General features: G+C 73.8%; 17 protein-coding genes. 10 read left to right on the forward strand and 7 right to left on the reverse strand.

All coding sequences use genetic code 11. The features are described 5' to 3' along the window. The first annotated feature begins 555 nt into the window (after positions 1-555). Positions 556-1,455, forward strand: a complete 900-nt coding sequence (locus ACZ5GH_RS17180) for an HAD family hydrolase (protein WP_464334673.1) — start codon at positions 556-558, stop codon at positions 1,453-1,455. Between the two features lie 376 nt (positions 1,456-1,831). On the opposite strand, the gene ACZ5GH_RS17185 is transcribed toward ACZ5GH_RS17180, so the two are convergent. Beyond that, positions 1,832-2,722 (reverse strand): Fic family protein, encoded by an 891-nt coding sequence (locus tag ACZ5GH_RS17185; protein ID WP_387752580.1) that lies wholly within the window; start codon positions 2,720-2,722, stop codon positions 1,832-1,834. Between the two features lie 219 nt (positions 2,723-2,941). Between ACZ5GH_RS17185 and ACZ5GH_RS17190 the strand changes: the two genes are divergently transcribed. The 7 genes from ACZ5GH_RS17190 (at position 2,942) to ACZ5GH_RS17220 (ending at position 13,361) form a co-directional block, all read left to right on the forward strand. Beyond that, complete coding sequence (locus ACZ5GH_RS17190; protein WP_387752577.1) at positions 2,942-3,949, forward strand: ATP-binding protein; 1,008 nt, start codon at positions 2,942-2,944, stop codon at positions 3,947-3,949. 439 nt (positions 3,950-4,388) lie between these two features. Continuing rightward, on the forward strand, positions 4,389-6,821 hold the full coding sequence (locus tag ACZ5GH_RS17195) for a SulP family inorganic anion transporter (RefSeq protein WP_464334674.1): 2,433 nt from the start codon (positions 4,389-4,391) through the stop codon (positions 6,819-6,821). Between the two features lie 242 nt (positions 6,822-7,063). Then, positions 7,064-9,022 carry an acetate--CoA ligase gene (gene acs, locus ACZ5GH_RS17200; protein WP_464334675.1) on the forward strand — a complete coding sequence of 653 codons (1,959 nt, stop codon included), beginning with the start codon at positions 7,064-7,066 and terminating at the stop codon, positions 9,020-9,022. 368 nt (positions 9,023-9,390) lie between these two features. After that, complete coding sequence (nhaA, locus tag ACZ5GH_RS17205; protein WP_464334676.1) at positions 9,391-10,881, forward strand: Na+/H+ antiporter NhaA; 1,491 nt, start codon at positions 9,391-9,393, stop codon at positions 10,879-10,881. A gap of 359 nt (positions 10,882-11,240) precedes the next feature. Then, positions 11,241-11,717, forward strand: a complete 477-nt coding sequence (locus ACZ5GH_RS17210; protein ID WP_387752568.1) for a phage holin family protein — start codon at positions 11,241-11,243, stop codon at positions 11,715-11,717. A gap of 175 nt (positions 11,718-11,892) precedes the next feature. After that, a complete protein-coding gene (locus tag ACZ5GH_RS17215; protein ID WP_387752564.1) occupies positions 11,893-12,996 on the forward strand; it encodes an alpha/beta fold hydrolase in 1,104 nt (367 codons plus the stop codon). 155 nt (positions 12,997-13,151) lie between these two features. After that, entirely contained in the window at positions 13,152-13,361 is a 210-nt protein-coding gene (locus tag ACZ5GH_RS17220) for a hypothetical protein (protein ID WP_159028462.1), read from the forward strand. Positions 13,362-13,537: 176 nt separating this feature from the next. Here the strand turns inward: ACZ5GH_RS17220 and ACZ5GH_RS17225 are convergent, their stop codons facing one another. From ACZ5GH_RS17225 to ACZ5GH_RS17245, 5 genes are all read right to left on the reverse strand, one after another. Further along, positions 13,538-14,725, reverse strand: a complete 1,188-nt coding sequence (locus ACZ5GH_RS17225) for a MarP family serine protease (RefSeq protein ID WP_387752560.1) — start codon at positions 14,723-14,725, stop codon at positions 13,538-13,540. A gap of 46 nt (positions 14,726-14,771) precedes the next feature. After that, positions 14,772-15,500: an NUDIX hydrolase gene (locus tag ACZ5GH_RS17230; RefSeq protein ID WP_387752557.1), complete on the reverse strand. Its 729-nt coding sequence runs from the start codon at positions 15,498-15,500 to the stop codon at positions 14,772-14,774. Positions 15,501-15,541: 41 nt separating this feature from the next. Continuing rightward, on the reverse strand, positions 15,542-16,420 hold the full coding sequence (nth, locus tag ACZ5GH_RS17235; protein WP_387752555.1) for an endonuclease III: 879 nt from the start codon (positions 16,418-16,420) through the stop codon (positions 15,542-15,544). A gap of 367 nt (positions 16,421-16,787) precedes the next feature. Continuing rightward, positions 16,788-17,288 (reverse strand): MarR family winged helix-turn-helix transcriptional regulator, encoded by a 501-nt coding sequence (locus ACZ5GH_RS17240; RefSeq protein ID WP_464334677.1) that lies wholly within the window; start codon positions 17,286-17,288, stop codon positions 16,788-16,790. 41 nt (positions 17,289-17,329) lie between these two features. After that, positions 17,330-18,952 (reverse strand): FUSC family protein, encoded by a 1,623-nt coding sequence (locus tag ACZ5GH_RS17245; RefSeq protein WP_464334678.1) that lies wholly within the window; start codon positions 18,950-18,952, stop codon positions 17,330-17,332. 141 nt (positions 18,953-19,093) lie between these two features. Here ACZ5GH_RS17245 and ACZ5GH_RS17250 point away from each other — a divergent pair, with 141 nt between their 5' ends. Beyond that, on the forward strand, positions 19,094-19,882 hold the full coding sequence (locus ACZ5GH_RS17250; RefSeq protein ID WP_387752547.1) for an alpha/beta fold hydrolase: 789 nt from the start codon (positions 19,094-19,096) through the stop codon (positions 19,880-19,882). A 41-nt stretch (positions 19,883-19,923) separates the two neighbouring features. On the opposite strand, the gene ACZ5GH_RS17255 is transcribed toward ACZ5GH_RS17250, so the two are convergent. After that, positions 19,924-20,757: an isocitrate lyase/PEP mutase family protein gene (locus ACZ5GH_RS17255; RefSeq protein WP_464334679.1), complete on the reverse strand. Its 834-nt coding sequence runs from the start codon at positions 20,755-20,757 to the stop codon at positions 19,924-19,926. Positions 20,758-20,890: 133 nt separating this feature from the next. On the opposite strand from ACZ5GH_RS17255, the gene ACZ5GH_RS17260 reads away from it, so the two are divergent. Continuing rightward, on the forward strand, positions 20,891-21,898 hold the full coding sequence (locus ACZ5GH_RS17260; protein WP_464334680.1) for an ArsR/SmtB family transcription factor: 1,008 nt from the start codon (positions 20,891-20,893) through the stop codon (positions 21,896-21,898). The last annotated feature ends 151 nt before the right edge of the window (positions 21,899-22,049 follow it).

Here is a 22,049-nt window from a genome sequence, read left to right on the forward strand (position 1 = left end):
CGATTGCCTGTGGATAACTCATGGGCTGTGGATGAAAACGTTCACCCGGGCGGGGGGCTAATCGGCGAAGAATTGACGAAAGGGGGTCACCGAGATGAACCGGCGGCCCGCCGCATCCCGTTCGCCCCCTCTCCGGACCGCTCCCCGCCGTCTTCCCGGCACCGTTTCCGAACGGACCCGCACGACCGCTCGGAACCGGCCGTTCGATCCTCGACGGACATGAGCAACTGACGACGCAGAGTGACGAAAGTCGATCGGCAGGCCGAGGTGGCGACACTCCCTGTAAGCCGTCGACGCGGCGGCGGCGAATGCGCCGCGAGAGGCGTTCGAGCCCTGAAAATGGCCCCGGACGTGCGACGACCCCCGCCGGGGGGGAGAGCGGGGGTCGTCTATCCACAGCCCGGCTCGGGGGGGGAGGAGCCGGACCGGGTTAGCACGGTCGCGAACGATCCGTGACTTCCATGGTGTACCCGAGCGGCCAGAAACACAAACCCGCACGCCCGCGAGTACGCCGAATGGCGGGGTGTTTTGCGGCTCCCTCTATCCTCGGTTCCCGTGGACACCACCGAGAACGCCGACGACCGCGCCGACGAGTCCCCGGACGACACCACCGGACCCGAAGAGCTCCGCCCGCCCGTTCGCCCCCGGCCCGGCGGACCGCGCACGGCGGCCTTCTTCGACCTCGACAAGACCATCATCGCCAAGTCGAGCGCGCTGGCCTTCAGCCGCCCCTTCTACCAGGGGGGTCTGATCAACCGTCGGGCCGTACTGCGCAGTGCGTACGCCCAGTTCGTCTTCCTGGTCGGGGGCGCGGACCACGACCAGATGGAGAAGATGCGCGAGTACCTCTCCGCGCTCACCCGGGGCTGGAACGTCCAGCAAGTCCGCGAGATCGTCGCCGAGACCCTGCACAACCTGATCGACCCGATCATCTACGACGAGGCGGCCTCGCTGATCGAGCAGCACCACGCGGCCGGCCGGGACGTGGTGATCGTCAGCAGCTCCGGCTCCGAGGTGGTCGAGCCGATCGGCCGGCTGCTCGGCGCGGACCACGTGATCGCCACCCGGCTCAAGGTCGAGGACGGCTGCTACACCGGCGAGATCGAGTACTACGCCTACGCCGAGAACAAGGCCGCCGCCATCCGGGAGTTGGCCGGGACCGAGGGGTACGACCTGGCCGCGTCCTACGCCTACAGCGACTCCTCCACCGACCTGCCGCTGCTGGAGGCGGTCGGCCACCCGTCGGCGGTCAACCCCGACCGCGCGCTGCGGAAGGAGGCGCAGGCCCGGGAGTGGCCGGTGCTGGTCTTCGAGAAGCCGGTGGAACTGCGGCGCCGGCTGCCCGAGTTCTCCGCTCCGAGCGGCTCGGTGCTGACCGCCGTGGCGGTCGGGACGGCCGTGGTGACCGCCGGGGTGATCTGGTACCTGGCCCGGAGGCGGCGCCCCGCGGCCTGAGGCCGCGCCGCCGGCCGTCTTTGGCCAAAACGGGCAATCGGGACAGACTTCTCGTTTCGGGTTCCCCTTTCGCCCGAAACGCGATACAAATGAAGCACGGCCCGCGAGACCCGGTCAGGACCTAAGAGGTCAAACCGACAACGCAGTTCAGGCCCACGGACCGCACGTACAGATATCCGGGCACCCACATGCAGCCGACCCGCTGTCGGGCCGCCGGACCAGGCGAACGGGCAGGATCCCCGTCTGATCGGCACTTCCGGTGCATGCATGGTCACCCGGTATCTGCACCAGCGGCGGCACCCAGCAGGATCAGGTGCCGCCGCATCTCTTTCTCCGCGCGCCCCAGGGGGCGCGTGCGCCGTTCCGGTCCGGCCGCTCAGACCATCCCGCGCTGCATCGCCTCGCAGACCGCCGTGCTCTCCCGGACGCCGAGCCGCAGCGCCCGTCCGCAGTGCGCGATCCAGGCCGCCATCCCCTCGGGGGTGCCCGCCAGGTAGCCGGCCAGGGCCCGCCGGTAGGCGGCGGTGCCGAGTTCCGCCAGACCGACCTCGGCCGGGCAGATCGACTTCGGGTCGAGCCCCTCGGCGATCAGCACGATCCGCTGGGCGGCCCGCGCGATCACCCCGTTGTGGGTGCCGAACGGCCGCAGCGCGAGCAGTTCGCCGTGCACCACCGAGGCCACGACCAGGGCCGGCGTGCCCACGCCCTGGCCCTCCGCGCGCGCCACCAGGAGCCGGGACAGCTGGTCGAGCCGGGCCGCGACCTCCTCCGTGCCCGGGGCGGGCGGCAGCACCGGGAGCGGATCGTCCACGGCGTCGACCTCGACGCTCTCCACCGGCTCCAGCTCCAGCGGGAACAGCTCCTCGGCGCCCTCCCCGGCCCGCCGCGGGCGGCCGGCGGCCGGATCGGCGTCGCCGACCGCGAGCAGGTGCAGCCGGGCCAGCACCTGGAGCGGCGAGTGCCGCCAGATGCTGAGCAGCTGGCCGGCCTCGGCGGCGATCCGCAGGGCCGCGCCGACCGCCCGGGCTTCGGGGTCCGCGCCGAAGTCGCTGCGTCGGCGGACCTCCTCCAGCGGCCAGTCGGCCCCGGCCAGGGCCGCCGACGCGCGGGCGCCGCGCAGCGCGGACTCCGAGGTGACCTCGGCCGCCCGGCGGCGCATCACCCGGTGGCCGTAGAGCCGGTCGACGGCCTTGCGCACCTCGGCCACCGCGTCGGGCACCCCGGGGAGCTGGGCCAGCGGGGCGAGGGGATCAGTTCCAGTGCTCACCTACCCGAGAGTAATGAACGGGCCGCCCCTCCCGGAACAGCAACCCCGCATCACCCGTTAGAGGCAATCCTCACTTCCCGCCCCCGGCGAACCCGAAACCCCGGCTAGCATGGCCGCTATCGGAGACGATAACGATTTCCAACTAGGGGATCCGCCCCCACGCGACCCCTGGGCAAGCGGCCCGTAGCGAGGGCCCTGAGCGAGAGCCGGAGTCCCCAGATGAAGATCGCCTTCGTCGGCAAGGGCGGCAGCGGGAAGACCACGCTGTCCGCCCTGTTCATCCGCCACCTGGCAGCCATGGGCCGACCGGTCATCGCCGTGGACGCCGACATCAACCAGCACCTGGGCCCCGCCCTGGGGCTGACGGACGCGCAGGCGGCCGAACTGCCCCCGCTGGGCGGACACCTGCCGGAGATCAAGGAGTACCTGCGCGGCAGCAACCCGCTGATCCGCTCCTCCGACGAGATGATCAAAACCACACCGCCCGGCCGCGGTTCGCGACTGCTGCGGATCGTCGAGGAGAACCCGGTCTACGCCGCCTGCGCCCGCCCGATCGCCCTGGACGAGGGCTCGGTCCGACTGCTGGCGACCGGCGCGTTCACCGAGGAGGACCTCGGGGTGGCCTGCTACCACTCCAAGGTCGGTGCGGTGGAACTGCTGCTCAACCACCTGGTGGACGGCCCGGGCGAGTACCTGGTGACCGACATGACCGCCGGCTCGGACTCCTTCGCCTCCGGCCTGTTCACCCGCTTCGACCTGACCTTCCTGGTCGCCGAGCCGACCCGCAAGGGCGTCTCCGTCTACCGCCAGTACCGGGACTACGCCCGAGACTTCGGCGTGCAGCTGCGAGTGGTCGGCAACAAGGTGCAGGGCCCGGACGACCTGGCCTTCCTGCGCCGCGAGGTCGGCGACGACCTGCTCACCACCTTCGGCCAGTCCGACTGGGTGCGCCGCCTGGAGCAGGGGGCCGAGCCGCCGCTGAGGGCCCTGGAGTCGGCCAACCGGGCCGTGCTGGAGGAGCTGCGGATCGAGACCGACACGGCGTACGGGCGGCGGGACGCGCGCCGCTACACCGAGCAGGCGGTCCTCTTCCACCGCCGCAACGCGGAGAGTTGGGCCAACGCCAAGGTCGGCATCGACCTCGCGAGCCAGGTGGACGGGGACTTCGTCCTGGGCGAGTACGCGGACGGCGGCGAGCGCACGGCCCCGGCGGGCGCCCACGTCTGACCAGCACCACCGCGACCGAACGGGCCGTGACCTCCCCATTCCGGGAGGCCACGGCCCGTTCGCGTGCCGCCCGCCCGGCCGCAGGGCCCACGGCCGCCGCCACCAGCAGATTCCCGACCGTTCGGCCACCACCCATTGGGGTGAATCAGGGGGTTTTCCGCTTCCCTCCCGGAACCACGCTGTGCAAAGCTTTCATTACCCTCGGTTTACCGAGTCTTGATGGTTCGCCCGGCGGTCCCCGGTGAGACGTCCCGCACCTCGCCCGGAGCCCTGGCGGGCCTGATGGTCGACGCCGGCCGGTGACACCCGCACTCCCCCGCCGCGCCCACGCCATCCCGCCACACCGTCGCGCCCACGACAGCCGATCCGCCCCGGAGCCCCACGCCGGACCCACCACCGGACCTGACTGCGTTCGCTCCCCCGGACAGACGGGAAGACCATGACCCTCGACATCTCCAGTGCCCCCATCGCCTCCGACACCACCGACCACGCACCACCCGGCCCGGGCCCGCGCGCCCGCTGGGCCCACGACCTCTCCGCGTCCCTCGTGGTCTTCCTGATCGCCGTGCCCTTCTCCCTCGGCATCGCGCTCGCCACCGGCGCCCCGCTCACCGCCGGACTGGCCGCCGCCGCCGTGGGCGGCATCGTGGTCGGGCTGTGCGGCGGCACAGCGCTCCAGGTCAGCGGCCCCTCGGCGGCGCTGACGGTGGTCACCGCCGGGCTGATCACCCAGTACGGCTGGCGGGCCACCTGCGCCATCACCGTCGCCGCCGGACTGCTCCAACTCCTGCTCGGCGCACGCCGGGTGGCCCGGACCGCGCTCGCCGTCTCGCCCGCGATCGTGCACGGCATGCTGGCCGGGGTCGGCATCACCATCGCCATCGCACAGCTGCACGTCGTCCTCGGCGGCTCGCCGCAGAGCTCCGCGATCGCCGACATCCTGGCCCTCCCCGGCCAGTTGGCCGGCCCGCACCCACCCGCACTGCTGGCCGGCGCGGTGACCGTGGCCGTCCTGGTCGGCTGGCCACGGCTCGGCCGACTCCCCGGCCGCGCGGGTGAGTTCGGCGCCCGGCTGGCCAAGGTGCCCGCCCCGCTGGCCGGTGTCGCGCTGGCCACCGCCCTCGTGTTCGCCCTGGACCTGCGGCTCGCCCACATCGAGCTCCCCGCCTGGCGGCCGCAGGCGCTCCTGCCCGAGCTGCCGCACGGACCGGTCCTCGGCCTGCTCGCCGCCGTCCTCACCGTCACCGCGGTGGCCAGCGTGGAGTCGCTGCTGTCCGCCGTCGCGATCGACCGGATGTCCCGCCGCACCGGCGACCTCGACCGCGAACTGCGCGGCCAGGGCCTCGCCAACCTGGTGAGCGGGCTGGTCGGCGGCCTGCCGGTCGCCGGTGGCGCGGTGCGCAGCACCGCCAACGTGCGGGCCGGCGGCCAGACCAGGTGGGCCTCGGTGCTGCACGGCGTCTGGGCGCTGGCCGCCGCGCTGGCACTGGCCGGCGGGCTGCGCCGGATCCCGCTGGCCGCGCTCGCCGCGCTGGTGCTGGTGGTCGGACTGCAGATGGTGAGCTTCGCGCACATCCGCAACGTGCACCGGCACCGCGAGTTCCCCGTCTACCTGGTCACCGTGCTCGGCGTGGTCGCCGCCGGCGTGCTGTGGGGCGTCGCGATCGGCGCCGTCACCGCCATGCTGCTCGCCCTCTACCGGCTGACCCGCGCCCACGTGGACGTCGAGACCGGCCCCGACGGCACGGTCACCGTCCAGACGCACGGCCCGCTCACGTTCACCACCGTGCCCCGGCTCAGCCGGGCGCTGGCCGGCATCCCGGCCGGGGCCGGGGTCACCGTGGTCCACGACGGTTCCTTCCTGGACCACGCCGCCTACGAGACGCTGCACAGCTGGCGGGCCGGGCACCAGGACGCGGGCGGCCGCGTCTCGATGGTGACGCGGCGCCAGGACGACGAGGTGCTCGACCCGGACGGCACCGTGCGCGCGGGCAGCTCCCCGGGCCAGCACCGCTGCCGGGCCTGGACGCCCTGGGTCGGCCACCACTGCATCGAGCAGCAGGAGGACCCGCACGGCCGGCTGCTGGACGGCGTCCGGGTGTTCCAGCTGCACACCGCCCCGCTGATCCGGCCGGAACTCGCCCGGCTGGCCCGCGAGGGCCAGACGCCCTCCCAGCTCTTCCTGACCTGCGCGGACTCCCGGATGGTCACCAGCATGATCACAAACAGTGGTCCGGGCGACCTGTTCACCGTGCGCAACGTGGGCAACCTGGTGCCGGCCCCGCACGAACCCGGAGCAGCGGACGACTCGGTGGCCGCCGCGGTGCAGTACGCGGTCGAGGTGCTGGAGGTGCGCTCGATCACGGTCTGCGGACACTCCGGCTGCGGCGCGATGCAGGCCCTGCTGGACGGAGTGCACGAGCGACCCGGGCCGCCCACCCCGCTGGCCCGCTGGTTGCGCAACGGCCGCGGCTCGCTGGACCGGCTCCGACGGGCCCCGGCGGAGTTCGCCGCCCGGACCGCGGCGGACGTCGCGGAGCAGCTCTGCATCACCAACGTGGTCCAGCAGTTGGACCAGTTGATGGCGAACCCGGCGGTGGAACGCCGGGTCGAGGAGGGCACCCTGCGGCTGGTCGGGATGTACTTCGACTTCGCGACGGCCCAGGCCTACGTCCTGGACCGGGCCACCGGGGCGTTCAGCCCGGTCGAGGCCCGCGCAGGGAAGCGGGCGAACGAAATCGAACACCACGCCGAGGACCCGATCGGGGCCGACCCCGGTGTCCGGCCGAACACAGCATCGGCCGAACGGGTGAATGAGGACGATCGGGCCCCGGTCGGGGGCAGTGGGGAGGGCCCTCGACTGGCTGCCTGAGAGCCGGGTCCGTGTCCCCGCCGGGCGGGCCGGGGCACGGGCCCACCCACCCCCGCACGGTCGTCCGGTCCGCCGTGGCGAACCGTGCGGGAGGCCGACCGGCCACCGGTCAAAGGTCTACACCAATTCACAGGAGCCTCTTGTCAACTGCCCCGTTCGCCTGGTGAGCTGTGCGCTGGGACACACGGGACAATCCCCACGCACGGGAACGCCCCCGATCATGACTCGATGAGGAGTGCGCGTTGAGCAACGAGAGCCTGGCCAACCTGCTCAAGGAGGAGCGGCGATTCGCCCCGCCGGCAGAGCTCGCCGCAGCCGCCAACGTCACCGCGGCCGCGTACGCGCAGGCCTCCGAGGACCGTCTGGGATTCTGGGCCGAGCAGGCCCGCCGCCTCACCTGGGCCGTCGAGCCGACCGAGACGCTCGACTGGTCCAACCCGCCCTTCGCCAAGTGGTTCGCCGACGGCAAGCTCAATGTCGCGTACAACTGCGTCGACCGCCACGTGGAGAACGGCCTGGGCGACCGGGTCGCCATCCACTTCGAGGGCGAGCCCGGCGACGGCCGTTCGATCACCTACGCCCAGCTCAAGAACGAGGTCTCGCAGGCGGCCAACGCGCTGCTGGAGCTCGGTGTCCGCAAGGGCGACCGGGTCGCCGTCTACCTGCCGATGATCGCCGAGGCGGTCGTCGCGATGCTCGCCTGCGCCCGGATCGGCGCCACCCACTCGGTGGTCTTCGGCGGCTTCTCCTCCGACGCCGTCGCCTCCCGCATCCAGGACGCCCAGGCCAAGATCGTCATCACCGCAGACGGCGGCTACCGCCGGGGCAAGCCCTCCGCCCTGAAGCCGGCCATCGACGAGGCGCTCACCAAGGCCGACGGCGTCGAGCACGTCCTGGTGGTCCGCCGCACCGGGCAGGACATCCCGTGGACCGAGGGCCGCGACGTCTGGTGGCACGAGGTCACCGCGCGCCAGTCCACCGAGCACACCCCCGAGGCGCACGACGCCGAGCACCCGCTGTTCATCCTCTACACCTCGGGCACCACCGGTAAGCCCAAGGGCATCCTGCACACCTCCGGCGGCTACCTCACCCAGGCCAGCTACACCCACCACGCCGTCTTCGACCTCAAGCCGGAGACCGACGTCTACTGGTGCACCGCCGACATCGGCTGGGTCACCGGCCACTCGTACATCGTCTACGGCCCGCTCTCCAACGGCGCCACCCAGGTCATCTACGAGGGCACCCCGGACACCCCGCACCAGGGCCGGTTCTGGGAGATCGTCCAGAAGTACGGCGTGACCATCCTCTACACCGCGCCGACCGCGATCCGCACCTTCATGAAGTGGGGCGACGACATCCCCGCGAAGTTCGACCTGTCCTCGCTGCGGGTGCTGGGCAGCGTCGGCGAGCCGATCAACCCCGAGGCGTGGGTCTGGTACCGCGAGCACATCGGCGGCGGCAAGTGCCCCATCGTGGACACCTGGTGGCAGACCGAGACCGGCGCCATCATGATCAGCCCGCTGCCGGGCGTCACCGAGACCAAGCCGGGCTCGGCCCAGCGCGCCCTGCCGGGCATCGCGGCCACCGTGGTGGACGACAACGCCGCCGAGGTGCCGAACGGCTCCGGCGGGTACCTGGTGCTCACCGAGCCGTGGCCGTCCATGCTCCGCACCATCTGGGGTGACGACCAGCGCTACGTCGACACCTACTGGTCGCGCTTCGAGGGCCGCTACTTCGCCGGTGACGGCGCCAAGAAGGACGAGGACGGGGACATCTGGCTGCTCGGCCGGGTGGACGACGTCATGCTCGTCTCGGGCCACAACATCTCCACCACCGAGGTCGAGTCGGCCCTGGTCGGCCACCCGTCCGTGGCCGAGTCCGCCGTGGTCGGCGCGACCGACGCCACCACCGGTCAGGCCATCGTCGCCTTCGTGATCCTGCGCGGCGGCGCCACCGAGAGCCCCGAGCTGGTCGAGGAGCTGCGGGCGCACGTCGGCCGCACGCTCGGCCCGATCGCCAAGCCGAAGCAGATCAAGGTGGTCGGCGAGCTGCCGAAGACCCGCTCCGGCAAGATCATGCGCCGGCTGCTGCGCGACATCGCCGAGGGCCGCGAGGTCGGTGACACCACCACCCTGGCCGACAGCACGGTGATGAGCCAGATCCAGGCCCAGCTGCCGGCCTCGGACAACGGCAACGGCTGAAGACCACCGAGCCGGTAACGGCCGGCGGGCAGCCGCCACAGGCCGGTAACGGCCGAGCGCCACTGAGACAACGGCTGTGCCCCGAGCGGTGACCACCGCGCGGGGCACAGCCGTCTCGTCAGCTCCCGAGGGACACCGGACCACCGATCGGACCAGCCGCTACTCCTCCGGAGTGCAGAACCGGCTGGCAGGGCTTAAGTCCTTGAATAGGACAATCCGGATGTCACCTGAACGTCCCGCTAAACTATTAAGGACGCATCAAGATCCCTCGACGGGCATCGCGGGCGTCACAGGGCGCGCCGGGAAGTCTGGTCGGCAACTGCACCACCCGTGCATCCGTTGCCGCTCCCAGCCCCAGGAGGTCCCCCGTGACCGACCAGCCGCCCGTCCACGAGCCGACGACCCGCCGCCGGCAATTCCTCGGTCGGCTCTCACTGCCCGAGCGCACCTTCGTCACCGACGCCCTGCGCACCGAGACGGTCGGCGGCATGCTGCTGCTGGGCGCCGCCGTCATCGCGCTGATCTGGGCCAACGCCTGGCCGCACTCCTACCAGAGCGCGCTCGACTACACCGTCGGCCCCTCCGCCCCGCTCCACCTCGACCTCTCCCTGGCCACCTGGGCCAAGGACGGCCTGCTGACGATCTTCTTCTTCGTCGCCGGGATCGAGCTCAAGCGCGAGTTCGTCGCCGGTGAGCTGCGTACGCCCAGTGCGGCACTGCTGCCCGTGGCGGCCGCCGTCTGCGGGGTGGCGCTGCCCGCGATCCTCTTCGCCCTGGTGAACTCCGGCAGCGGCGGACACCCCGGCGGCTGGGCGATCCCGACCGCCACCGACATCGCCTTCGCGCTCGGTGTGCTGGCCGTGGTCGGCAGCCACCTGCCGTCCGCGCTGCGCGCCTTCCTGCTGACCCTGGCGGTGGTCGACGACCTGATCGCGATCCTGATCATCGCGATCTTCTACAGCCACGGCATCAAGTTCTGGGCGCTCGGCCTGGCCTTCGCCGGGCTGGTGCTGTTCTGGTTCCTGCACCGGCGCGGCGTCCACGGCTGGTACCTCTTCGTACCGCTGGCCGTGGTGACCTGGGCGCTGATGCACGAGAGCGGCGTCCACGCCACGGTCGCGGGCGTCGCGATGGGCCTGATGCTGCGCTGCCACCGGGAGGGCGACGAGCAGCACTCCCCCGGCGAGCACATCGAGCACCTGGTCCGCCCGCTCTCGGCCGGCCTGGCCGTCCCGCTGTTCGCACTGTTCTCGGCCGGGGTGGCCGTCTCCGGTCCGAAGCTGCGCGAGGTGTTCACCCAGGCCGCCCCGATCGGCATCGTGATCGGTCTGCTGGTCGGCAAGTCGGTGGGCGTGTTCGGCGGCGCCTGGCTGACCGCCCGGTTCACCAGGGCCGAGCTGAACCCGCGGCTCAAGTGGGCCGACATGTTCGCCGTCTCGGTGCTCGCGGGCATAGGTTTCACCGTCTCGCTGCTGATCAGCGAACTCGCCTTCCCGGACGACCCGGCGCTCGCCGCCCGGGCCAAGACGGCCGTGCTGGTCGGCTCGGTGATCTCCGCGGTGGTCGCCACGGTGCTGCTGAAGCTGCGCAACCGGCACTACCGCGCGCTGTGCGAGGAGGAGGACCGGGACGTGGACGGGGACGGCATCCCGGACGTGTACCAGGAGGACGACCCGGCTTGGCGGGCGAGGGTCGGCGAGTCGGCCCGCCCGGCGGCCGGCGGGGCAGCCGACCCCGGCAGTGGTCTCGACCCCGACCTCGGCACCAGCCCCGACCTCAGCACCGGCCCCGACCTCAGCACCGGCCCCGGCCCCGGCACCGGCACCGGTCACCAGGGCCGGCCCGGACAGTCCGGCTGAGGCGGCGGGACGGCCGGGCCGCCATGGCCCGGCCGAGGCACCACGACCGAGGCACCCGGGCCGAGGCACCCCGGCCGAAAACTCCGGAGCGGCCCTCCGGAAGGCACCCTGAGGGCACCGGAAGGAACGTCCGGAACACCCCGACAACAGCGGTCGGCGGCCCCACCGGAGGCGTCCGGGTGCCTTCCGGCCGCCGGGACACGTCCCTCCGCCGGGGCCCCGGAGTGGTGTCCGACTGACCGGTAGGGGCATGATTCTGAACTGTCGACAACCCACAGACGCCTCCGGACCCCCCACCGGCCCCGGAACCGCAGACCCGCGGCGGCGTCACGCCGTACAGCCGCAGAGGAGAACCGCTGATGCCCGCAGGAGCCGCAGACCCGTCCAGCAACGGCCGGGCGCCCTACGAGGGCGAGCGTTCGGTGGGGCAGCTGTTCGCGGCGGCCACCGCCGACCTGTCCGCGCTGGTCCACGACGAGATCGCGCTCGCCAAGGCCGAGATCCGGGCGGACGTCAAGCGCGGCGTCTCCGGCGGCGTCTCACTGATCGTCGCCGGCGTGGTGGCGCTGTTCTCCATCCCGATGCTGAGCGCCGCGGCGGCCTTCGGCATCCACGCCCTGGGCCTGTCGCTGGGCTGGTCCTTCCTGATCGTGGCGGGCGCCTACCTGCTGCTCGCGGTCCTGCTCGGGATGCTGGCCTGGCGCTCGTTCAAGAAGATCGAGAAGCCGGTCCGCACCATCGAGGGCGCCCAGAAGACCGCCGACGTGCTGAAGAACGCCCGGCCGCGTCCGGCCACCCAGGAGGAGATCGACCGGGCCCTCGGCCGCATCCCGTAACCGGCGTTCCGCTAACCGGCGTTCCGTAACCGGCGACCCATTCACGGGCTTCCACAACCCGATCCCGCGACCGGCGCCCGCGACCGGCGCCCGCGACCGGCGTCGGCGGGCGCCGGACCCGCCGACAACGAGTGCCGGGCACGTGTCCGGCGCGCGGATGTGACACGCTCTCGGTATGCCGCTTGACCAGAAGCCCGTGCCCGCGCAGCCGTCCGCCGACCCCGGCCCCGACTCCGGCGCCGGACTCACCCCCGAAGGCCCCGCCGGCCCCGAAGGCCCCGGCGCCGCCCCCGAGGGCACCGGCCTGGCACCCGCGCGGGAGCCCGCGGGCGAGCCCCGCGAAGCGGCCTCCGCCGGGGCCCCGGCGGCGGGCGGCGAGGCCTGGAGCATCCGGCAGCCCGGCCCGTGGACGCACCGCGACCTCGCGGCCAACGGCGCCCGCTTCCACATCGCCGAGCTGGGCTCCGGCCCGCTGGTGCTGCTGGTGCACGGCTGGCCCGAGTACTGGTGGGCCTGGCGCCACCAGCTGACCGCCCTCGCCGAGGCCGGCTACCGGGCGGTGGCGCTCGACCTGCGCGGCATCGGCGGCAGCGACCGCACCCCGCGCGGGTACGACCCGGGCAACCTCGCCCTGGACATCACCGGGGTGATCCGCTCGCTGGGCGAACGCCGGGCGCACCTGGTCGGGCACGCCTCCGGCGGCACCCTGTCCTGGGTGGCGGCGGTGATGCGACCGTCCGTCATCCAGAGCCTGACCGCGGTCTCCGCCGCGCACCCGAGGGACCTGCGCCGGGCACTGCTGACCGACCGCCGGCAGTTCGCCGCCTTCGAGCACGTGCTGGGCTTCCAGCGGCCGTGGATACCGGAACGCCGCCTGGTGGCCGACGACGCCGAGCTGGTCGGCCAGTACCTGAACTCCTGGACCGGCCCGAACGGCCTCGACGAGGCCGCCGTGCACGCGTACCGGCAGGCGATCCAGATCCCCAGCACGGCGCACTGCTCGATCGAGCCGTACCGCTGGCTGCTGCGCTCGATGGCCCGGCCGGACGGCATCCAGTTCGCCCGGCGGATGAAGAAGCCGATCACCGCGCCGACTCTGCACGTCCAGGGCGCCGCGGACCCGGTGCTGCTGTCGCACACCGCGCTCGGCGGCGGCGAGTACGTGGCGGCACCGTACCGCTGGCGGCTGATGCCCGGGGTCGGGCACTTCCCGCACGAGGAGGCGCCGGAGGAGTTCACCGCCGAGCTGCTGGACTGGATCGGCCGTCACAAGGAGTGACCGGAGACGGTGCCGGACACGGCCGTACGTGCGGTCGACCGGAAGGGCCTTCGGACCCAACTCCCTTATTTTGATGCTCATATGACAACCGCATAGGCCAATTTCGGCGAGGGCCGGGCGGTTACCTCCACCGGCCCAGGGGCATCCCTTCCGGTATGAGTTGGATGCCCGAAAGCGGCGGCGCCCCGCGCGGCCGACGTCACAACAGCCCTCAGCGCTCCGCCCACCGGCCCGACCGGGCGGACGACCTCGGTTTCGACGGCCCGGACGGCCGTCAGCGCACGGAGCGGCGGCAGCTCGGCATCCCCCGCATCCTCGGTCGACGCGCCCGCTGGGTGGGCGCTCGGCTGCGGCGCGAGACCTGAGACGGCGCTCGGCAGCGGCGCTCAGTTCACGACCGTCGGCTACAGCGCGGTGAACCAGAGCGGGACGAAGGTCGCCACCGACATGATCGGCACCGGCACCTTGGTCCGTTCATCCCGAAGGTGCCGAGCGCGGCCAGGCCGACGACGGTGATCCACGCCGTTCCCGGCCCCCGCGGTCAGAGCGCGCAGCCCTGGGTGTCCACCCGGGCGGTCGCGGCGCCGCCCTGCTCGGCGTCCTGGCGCACCTCGGCCGCGGTCAGCACGTAGCCGGTGTCCGCGCTGTCCAGGGACTTGGCGAAGACCACGCCGTACACCTCGCCGTCCGGGGTGAGCAGCGGGCCGCCGCTGTTGCCCTGGCGGACCACCGAGCGCACCGAGTAGACGTCCCGGACCACCTGGCCGCGGTGGTAGATGTCCGGGCCGTTGGCCTGGATCCGGCCGCGGATGCGGGCCGGCTGGACGTTGAAGGCGCCGTTCTCCGGGAAGCCGGCCACGATCGCGCTGTCGTTGGTCTTCGCCTCGCCCGCGAAGGCCAGGGCGGGCGCGTTCAGCTTGGGCACGTCCAGGACGGCGATGTCGCGCTGCCAGTCGTAGCGGACCACCGTCGCGTCGTACAGCTGGCCGACGCCGCCGACCTGCACGGTCGGCTCGTTGACCCCGCCGACCACGTGGGCGTTGGTCATCACCCGGTGCGGGGCGAACACGAAGCCGCTGCCCTCCAGGGTCTTGCCGCAGGAGGTCGCCGTGCCGACCACCTTGACCAGGCTCTGCCGGGCCCGTGCCACCGCGGGGCTGGCGGCCAGCGCCGGGTCGGGGCTGTCGACCTGGGTGATCGGCTCGTGCTCGAAGGGGTTGAAGACCTGCGGGAAGCCGTTGCGAGCGAGCACCTTGGAGAAGTCCGAGAACCAGTTCGGCGCGTCGCTGGGCAGCGCGTTCTGCACCCCGCCGAGGACGGCCGAGGAACGGACCTGCTTGGAGACCGTCGGGAGCGACGCCCCGGCCAGCGCGGACCCGATCAGCCAGGCCACCAGCAGCATCGAGACGACGTTCACCACCGCGCCGCCGCTCGCGTCCAGCACCCGGGCGGGGCGGCGACCGATGTGCCCGCGCAGCTTCCAGCCGAAGTGGGCGGTGATCGCCTGGCCGACCGCGGCGAGGACGATCACCACCACGACGGCCACCACCGAGGCCGTGGTGCCCGGGCCGATGTGGTCGAGCAGCAGCAGCGGCAGCAGCTCGACGGCGATCAGGCCGCCGCCGAGGAAGCCGATCAGCGAGAGCACGCCGACCACGAAGCCCTGCCGGTAGCCCGACACGGCGAATGCCACGGCCGCGGCGATCAACAGCACATCCAGGACGTTCACTCGGACACCCTCCCACGGGCCGCGCGCCGGACGCGCCGACGAGCGGTCACGAAGCGTCGGCGTCGCCGCCCGGCAGCACCCGGGAGTGTTCGAGGTCCCCCTGGACCAGCGCCAGCGCCTCGTCCGAGAGGTCGACGATCCGGGACGGGTCCCAGGGCAGCTCCAGGCCGCTGTGGTGCAGCACCCGGTCGATCACCCCGGCGGTGAAGCCCCAGACCAGCCGCCCGGCGACCGCGAAGGCCGGCCCGATGTGCCCGGACGGGTGGCGCAGCCGCACCCGGTTCGCCGGGTCGGCCAGCTCCGCGATGGTGACCCGGAACACCGCGCCGGTCTCGGCCGTGTCCACCGGGCGCACCGGAGTCTCCTCGCGCCACCAGCCGAGCACCGGGGTCACCACGAAGCTGCTGACCGGGATGAACAGCCGGGGCAGTTCCGCGAACACCTGCACCCCGGCCGGGTCCAGACCGGTCTCCTCCCAGGCCTCGCGCAGCGCCGCCGCGATCGGGCCCGGGCCGTTCGGATCGCCGTCCTCCGGGTCCAGCACCCCGCCCGGGAAGGACGGCTGCCCGGCGTGCGAGCGCAGCGAGCGGGCCCGCTCGATCAGCAGCAGGTCCGGCCCCTGCGGCCCCTCGCCGAAGAGCATCAGCACGGCCGCCGGCCGGCCGCCCTCGACCGGCGGCAGGAAGCGGCTCAGCTGCTCCGGCAGCACCCGCTCGGCCGCCTCCCGGACCGGTTGCAGCCAGGACGGCAGCCCGTCCGGCTCGATGCCCCGCACGACTCCCCCGGCGTCCGGCCCGGGGTGCCCCCACCGCCCGCTCACGCGTCCACCGCCAGGTCCGCGACCCGGCCGTGGTGGACGGCGGCGTCCGCTCGGGCGGCCGCCTCACCGGGGAAGTCGGCCGGCGGCCGCAGCCGCTGCCCGGGATGGCCGCCCATCTCGTACTTCAACAGCTTGCGGGCCTTCTCCGGGTCGGTCTCCCCCTCGCCGTACGAGGGGCAGAGCGGCGCGATCGGGCAGGCGCCGCAGGCGGGCCGCTGGGAGTGGCAGATCCGGCGGCCGTGGAAGACCACCCGGTGCGAGAGCATCGTCCACTCCGACTTCGGGAAGATCTCGGCGACGGCCGCCTCGACCTTCACCGGGTCCTCCTCGGTGGTCCAGCCGAACCGCCGGGCCAGCCGCCCGAAGTGGGTGTCCACGGTGATGCCGGGGACACCGAAGGCGTTGCCGAGGACGACGTTGGCGGTCTTGCGGCCGACGCCGGGCAGGGTCACCAGGTCGGCCAGCCGCCCGGGGACCTCGCCGCCGAACTCGTCGCGCAGCGCCGCCGAGAGGCCGAGGAGCGACTTCGCCTTGTTCCGGAAGAAGCCGGTCGGGCGGATGATCTCCTCCAGCTCCTCCGGGTTCGCCGCCGCCATGTCCTCCGGCGTCGGGTACTTCGCGAACAGCGCCGGGGTGGTCTGGTTCACCCGCAGGTCGGTGGTCTGCGCCGACAGCACGGTGGCCACCAGCAGCTGGAACGGGTTCTCGAAGTCCAGCTCCGGGTGCGCGTACGGGTACAGCTCCGCCAGCTCACGGTTGATCCGCCGGGCCCGCCGCACCATCGCCAGGCGCGATTCCGGTTTCCTCGGCCTCGCCGCCGCCTTCTTCGCCACCGGCCTCTGCGCCGCGGCCTTCCGGACCTTGCTCTCTGCCATGCACGAAGGCTACGCCGACCGGCGGACCGCTTGGGGCCGATCAAGCACGGAAACCCGCCCTGGCATGGGCTGTTGTCCGATGAACTCCGCCCGTGGCCGTCACCTGACAGGTGGTGGGTCGATCGCCGAGGGGATGGGCCGGCTGCCCTGGCTCCGCCCCGTTCCGGTGACCCCGCGCCATCGGGTTGACGGGCCGCGCGTTTGCCCGGATCCGTCCGTGGGCGGCCCGAAACGAGGTCCGCCGGAGCCTTCCTTCGCCAACGAACGGATTTCCGGCCGATCCGCCCGGAGCGGGGCTCGCGATGACGTCAAGAGCACGGTTCTCCGTCGGAGCGGCGTTCCCGATGCCGTGCCACCGGCCGGCGGCTCAGCCGAGGGTGCGGCCGATCGTTCCCTCGAGGCTGTTCAGCAGGCCGCTGAGGGACTCGGCGAGGCGGTCCTGCTCGGCGGGGGTGAGACCGGCCAGCAGGGCCCGGTCGTAGGCGACGAGTTCCTGGATCAGGCCGTCCACCAGGGTCCGGCCCTCCTCGGTGAGCGCGAGGTGGGCGACCCGGCGGTCCCGGTCGTCGGTGCGCCGCCTGACCAGGCCACGCTCCTCCAGCAGCCGCAGGCGCTTGGTGACGGCGGCACCCGAGGCGAAGCTCTCCCGGGCCAGTTGGGTGGGGGTCAGTTCGCGGTCGAGGCGGCGCAGGGCGCCGAGGATGTCGAACTCCGCACGGGTGAGGCCGGCCCGGGTGAGCGGGTCGGGGGTCTGCTGGAGCAGTGCGGCGCAGCGGTTGATCCGGCCGAGGACGGCGATCGGGCCGGTGTCCAGCCCCGGGTAGGCCCGTTCCCACTGGCGCAGCACACCTGCGACGACGTCCTCCACGCGTGCTGCTCCCGTTCTGCGGCCTGCCGGTCGTCTGAATCCTAGGGCGTGTCCGGCAGGGCCCCGTGGGTACGGCGTTCCAGCAGGGCGGCCAGCAGCAGGTGGGCCTGCTGCTCGGTGGCGGTGGCGCGCTGGTGCGGGAGGGCTGGGCGGCGCCACTCGCCGGCGGCGGCGTCGGTGGCCTCGCGCAGTTCCAGCAGGGCGGCGGCGAGGCCGGTGCGGGCGGCGTGGGCCTCCGGAGCGTTCGCGGCGGCGACGGCGGCCAGCGCCCGGTGGCCGGCGGCCTCGGCTCCGGCCAGGGCACGGGTCAGCCGGGCGGCGGTGCGGCGGTTGGTGACCAGCAGGCAGGCCGCGAGGCCGGTGACCGCGCCGACGCAGGTGTCCAGCCAGCGGTCGCCGATCAGCAGCCCGGCCCGCTGCGGGCCGGCGAACTCGGTCATCAGCAGTGCCAGCGGGGTGACGAAGACCGTCGCCAGCCAGTAGCTGCGGGCGATCGTCGCCTCCGCGCCGAACTGGCAGAGCAGCCCGAGCCCGATCAGTGCCACCGGGCCCGAGTGCGCGACCGGCAGCGCGGCGGTGAACAGCAGCAGACCGAGCAGGTTGCCCAGCACCCGCTGCAGCGCGCGTTGCCAGGACAGCGTGCTGTTGGCCTGGAACACCGAGGCCGCGGTGACGACCGCCCAGTACGGCCGGCCGACGCCGAGCGCCAGCGAGAGCCACCCGGCGGTGGCACAGCCGACCGCGACCCGCAGGGCGATCGGCAGCAGTGCCGAGCCGGGCCGCAGTGCCCGGCGCAGCGGCGGCCGGGGGCCGGGACGGCGGGCGGCCGGTTCGGCCGCCTCCGCCTCGGCGAGGTCGAGCGACGGCAGCCGGCGGCCGCGCCGAAGGTCGCGGGCCCAGCCGAGGTACCGCGCGGCGTCCTCGGGCCGGGCCGAGTCGGCCAGCGCGGTCTCCGCCCGCACCAGCAGCCGCTCGGGCGCGTCGCCGAGGGCGCGCCGCCGGGCGGGGGTGGAGAGCGCGAGGCTCTGCCAGGCCGCCTCGACCGCGCCGACCAGGGCGGTACGGGCTACGGCGTCCGGCCGGCCGGGCCCGGTCCGCAGCAGCCTGGCGGCGGCTTCCAGGGCGCGGGCGGTGGCGATCCGCTCCGGCCCGTACGGGCGCGCCACGGCCGGGGCCATGCAGACCAGCCAGGCCAGTACGGCGCCGAGCGCGGTGAGCGCCAGGTGCGGGGGGACCTCGGACATCCGCTGCGGGACGAAGGCACAGCTGGCGGAGGTGAAGGTGATGATCAGACTGCCGGGCGGGCCGACCCGGGCCGCGTCACAGAGCAGTCTGTGCAGGGCGGCGAGCACCGCGGCCACCGCGACCAGGACGACGGCGTCGCGGGTCAGCGCGGCGGCGGTGAGGGCGGCGCCGGTGCTGAGCACGGTGCCGAGCAGCACGCCGGCCAGCATCCGGGCCCGGGCCCGGTACGGCAGCCCGTGCCCGTACAGCGCGCCGAGGCCACCGGCCGAGGTGTAGAGGGCGAGGTCGAGCCGGCCGAGGCCGAGCAGGGCGAGGTTGAGCGCGCCGAGGGTGACCACGGCGCTGAGCGCGGGCTTGTGCCAGCCGTCCCCGGCCGGACCGACCCGAAGTGCCTGACGGAACTGGGCGGTTGTGACCATGCAAAAAAGGTTAGCAGATAATTTATCCGTGAAATATATGCTCGGCCGGACCGCCGGAAAAAGTCCCGGCCGGAGCGATGAGTTCCGCGGCGCACCCCGGTCTACCTCCATGACCGACCCGTACGACAGAAGGAAAACCCCATGAACCCCGTGGTCTCCACCGACGGCACCGTCCTCGCCTGCTCCGTCACCGGCTCCGGCCCGGCGGTCGTGCTGGTCGACGGCGCGATGTGCCACCGCGGCTTCGGGCCGGGCGCCGCGATCGCCGAGCAGCTGGCGGGCCACCACACCGTGTGGACGTACGACCGGCGCGGGCGCGGCACCAGTGGGGACACCGCCCCGTTCGCGGTGGAGCGCGAGATCGAGGACCTGGCCGCCGTCATCGCGGCGGCGGGCGGTTCGGCTCGCGTCCTCGCCCTCTCCTCGGGCGCCGCGCTCGCCCTGCGGGCCGCCGCCGCGGACATCGGCATCACCCGGCTCGCCGTCTACGAGCCGCCGTTCAGCACCGGGGAGGAGCAGCGCGAGCGCTTCGGCCGGTACGTCGACGAACTGACGGCGACGCTCGCCGAGGGACGCCGCGGGGACGCCGTCGCGGCCTTCATGGGCTACGTCGGGATGCCGGCGGAGATGGTGGACGGCATGCGCGGCGCCCCGGTGTGGCCGCTGTTCGAGACGGTCGCGCCGACGCTGGCGTACGACGCGGCGGCGCTCGCGGTCGAGACCGGCGCGGCCGTCCCGGCCGGCCTGCTGGCCGCGCTCGACCTGCCGGTCCTGGTCCTGGACGGCGGCGCCAGCCCGGAGCAACTGCGTGCCCCGGCCCGCGCGGTGGCGGCGGCCCTGCCGGGCGCCGAGTACCGGACCCTGGAGGGCCAGACCCACGAGGTGGCGCCCGAGGTGCTGGCGCCGGAGCTGCTGAAGTTCTACGCCTGACGCCCGCGTCACCCCGCGGACGCGCGTTCGAGGACGGCCCGTCAGCCTCGGTACAGGCCGTTCAGCTCCCCGAAGCCGAGCGACCCGTCGAACTCCGTCAGCGTTCCGGCGCCGAGCAGTTCGGCGGCCGCGCGGCGGGCCGCGGTGTACGCGAGCTGGGCGAGCCCGGTGCCGACGCTGACTCGCCGCACCCCCGCGGCGGCGAGCTCGGCGACGCCCGGTCCGCCCGCGACGGCCATCGCGTTGACCGGCAGCGGGGAGCGGGCGCACAGGTCGGCGAGGGCGTCGAGGTCCAGCAGCCCGGGCACGAACAGGCCGTCGGCGCCCGCCCCGGCGTAGGCCTCGGCCCGGACCAGCACGTCGTCGAGCCCGCCCAGCCCGAACAGGAAGACGTCGGTGCGGGCGTTGACCACCAGCTCGGGCAGCCCGGCGTCCGCCGCCGCGGTACGGGCCGCGCGCAGCCGCTCGGCCTGCTCGGCCACCGGGAAGAGCGGTCCGCCGACGGCCGTCGAGTCCTCCAGGTTGACGCCCGCCGCACCGGCGTCGACCAGGGCCGCCACCGTCCGCGCCACGTCGGCGGGCCCCGGCCCGTAGCCGCCCTCGGCGTCCACGGTGACCGGCAGGTCCACCGCCGCGGCGATCCGCCGGGCCGCCTCAACCGCCGCCGCCCGGTCGAGCCGCTGGCCGTCGCCGTGCCCGAGCGACCAGGAGACGCCGCCGCTGGTGGTGGCGACCGCCCGGGCGCCGGCCGAGGCGATCACCGCGGCGCTGCCCGCGTCCCAGGCGTTGGGCAGGACGAGCACGCCGTCCGCGATCAGCTCGCGCAGCCGCAGCGCCCGGCCGCGGGTGACGGAGATGGCAGGCGTGGTGGACATGGAGGCACCGGCTTTCGTACGGATCGGTGGGGTCACGGGCATCCTGCGGCCCGGCCGACGGCCCCGACCAGTGATTAAGCTGGGGCCGAATCCTGGCAGCCAGGGGCCCCGCCCCCACCGGGGAGGGGCCCGCATGCGCACCGAACTGCACTTCTCCGCCAACGACTTGGCGCTGACCCGGTTCGCCGTCTCCCCGATGCAGGAGGTGGTGACCAGCCTGCGCGCCCTCGCCCACTCGCCCGTCCCGGCGCTGTACCGCCGCTGGGCCGGGCAGGTCCGCGAGCGGAACGCCGCCGGGCCGGTGACGGAACGGCTGGCCGCCCTGGTACCGCCCGACGGCCACCTGCCGGACTTCCTCAACCCCGCCCCGGCCGGCTTCTCCCCCTCCCTCGCCGAGGAGCTGGCCGCGATCACCGCCACCTCCCCCGGGCAGGTCCGGGCCGACCTCGACATCCTGGCCGCCGAGGCGGGCGGCCGGCTGCCCGCCGTCCTGGAGCCGCTGCACCGGGACCCGGCCGGGCAACTGCCCGGGCTGGCCGCCGAGATCGAGGTGTACTGGGAGCGGGCGCTCGCCCCGTACTGGGCCCGGATCCGCGCGCTGCTCGCGGCGGACGTCTTCCACCGCTCCCGGCAGGCCGCCGAGCACGGCACCGCGCGGATGCTGGACGAGCTGCACGGGACGGTCCGCTGGGACGGCGCCGCGCTGCGGCTGGAGCGGCGGCACTGCGCGGTCACCCGGCTGAACGCCGGGGCCGGGCTGCTGCTCGTGCCCTCGGCCTTCGCCTGGCCGCGGGTGCTGACCCGGGTGCTGCCGCCCGACCCGCCGCAGCTGAGCTACCCGGCGCGCGGCGCGGCGACGCTGTGGGAGCGGCGGCCGGACCCGACGGACCGCGCCGAGGCGCTGGCCGGCGTCCTCGGCCGCTCCCGCGCCCGGCTGCTGGCCGAGCTGGACGCCCCGGCCTCGACCACCGAGCTGGCCCGCCGCACCGGACTGTCCGCGGCCGGCGTGTCGCAGCACCTCACCGCCCTGCGCACCGCGGGTCTGACCAGCGCCCACCGCGCCGGGCACGCCGTCCTGTACGCCCGTACGGCGGTGGGCGATTCCCTGTTCGAGCAGGACGGACAGGCGTTCCACCGATGACCGCCCGCGGGCTCCCGTCGCCGGGCCCGCCCGGTGACCGTCCGGTACGAATGGCCCCGCACGGCACACCTCGGCACACCCCCTCCTCATATGATCGGAGCGACATGCGCCATGCTTGGTGACGCAGAACACTGAACGGAACTTGCGCCGG

This window comes from Kitasatospora sp. Xyl93, from assembly GCF_055383135.1.

Bases quoted from the DNA above. Each gene is read 5' to 3' on its own strand.
- ACZ5GH_RS17215 (WP_387752564.1), top strand. From the start codon at position 11,893: ATGCCGCTTGACCAGAAGCCCGTGCCCGCGCAGCCGTCCGCCGACCCC.
- ACZ5GH_RS17245 (WP_464334678.1), bottom strand. From the start codon at position 18,952: ATGGTCACAACCGCCCAGTTCCGTCAGGCACTTCGGGTCGGTCCGGCC.
- ACZ5GH_RS17260 (WP_464334680.1), top strand. From the start codon at position 20,891: ATGCGCACCGAACTGCACTTCTCCGCCAACGACTTGGCGCTGACCCGG.
- ACZ5GH_RS17255 (WP_464334679.1), bottom strand. From the start codon at position 20,757: ATGTCCACCACGCCTGCCATCTCCGTCACCCGCGGCCGGGCGCTGCGG.
- nth (WP_387752555.1), bottom strand. From the start codon at position 16,420: ATGGCAGAGAGCAAGGTCCGGAAGGCCGCGGCGCAGAGGCCGGTGGCG.
- ACZ5GH_RS17220 (WP_159028462.1), top strand. From the start codon at position 13,152: ATGAGTTGGATGCCCGAAAGCGGCGGCGCCCCGCGCGGCCGACGTCAC.
- ACZ5GH_RS17210 (WP_387752568.1), top strand. From the start codon at position 11,241: ATGCCCGCAGGAGCCGCAGACCCGTCCAGCAACGGCCGGGCGCCCTAC.
- ACZ5GH_RS17195 (WP_464334674.1), top strand. From the start codon at position 4,389: ATGACCCTCGACATCTCCAGTGCCCCCATCGCCTCCGACACCACCGAC.
- ACZ5GH_RS17250 (WP_387752547.1), top strand. From the start codon at position 19,094: ATGAACCCCGTGGTCTCCACCGACGGCACCGTCCTCGCCTGCTCCGTC.
- ACZ5GH_RS17190 (WP_387752577.1), top strand. From the start codon at position 2,942: ATGAAGATCGCCTTCGTCGGCAAGGGCGGCAGCGGGAAGACCACGCTG.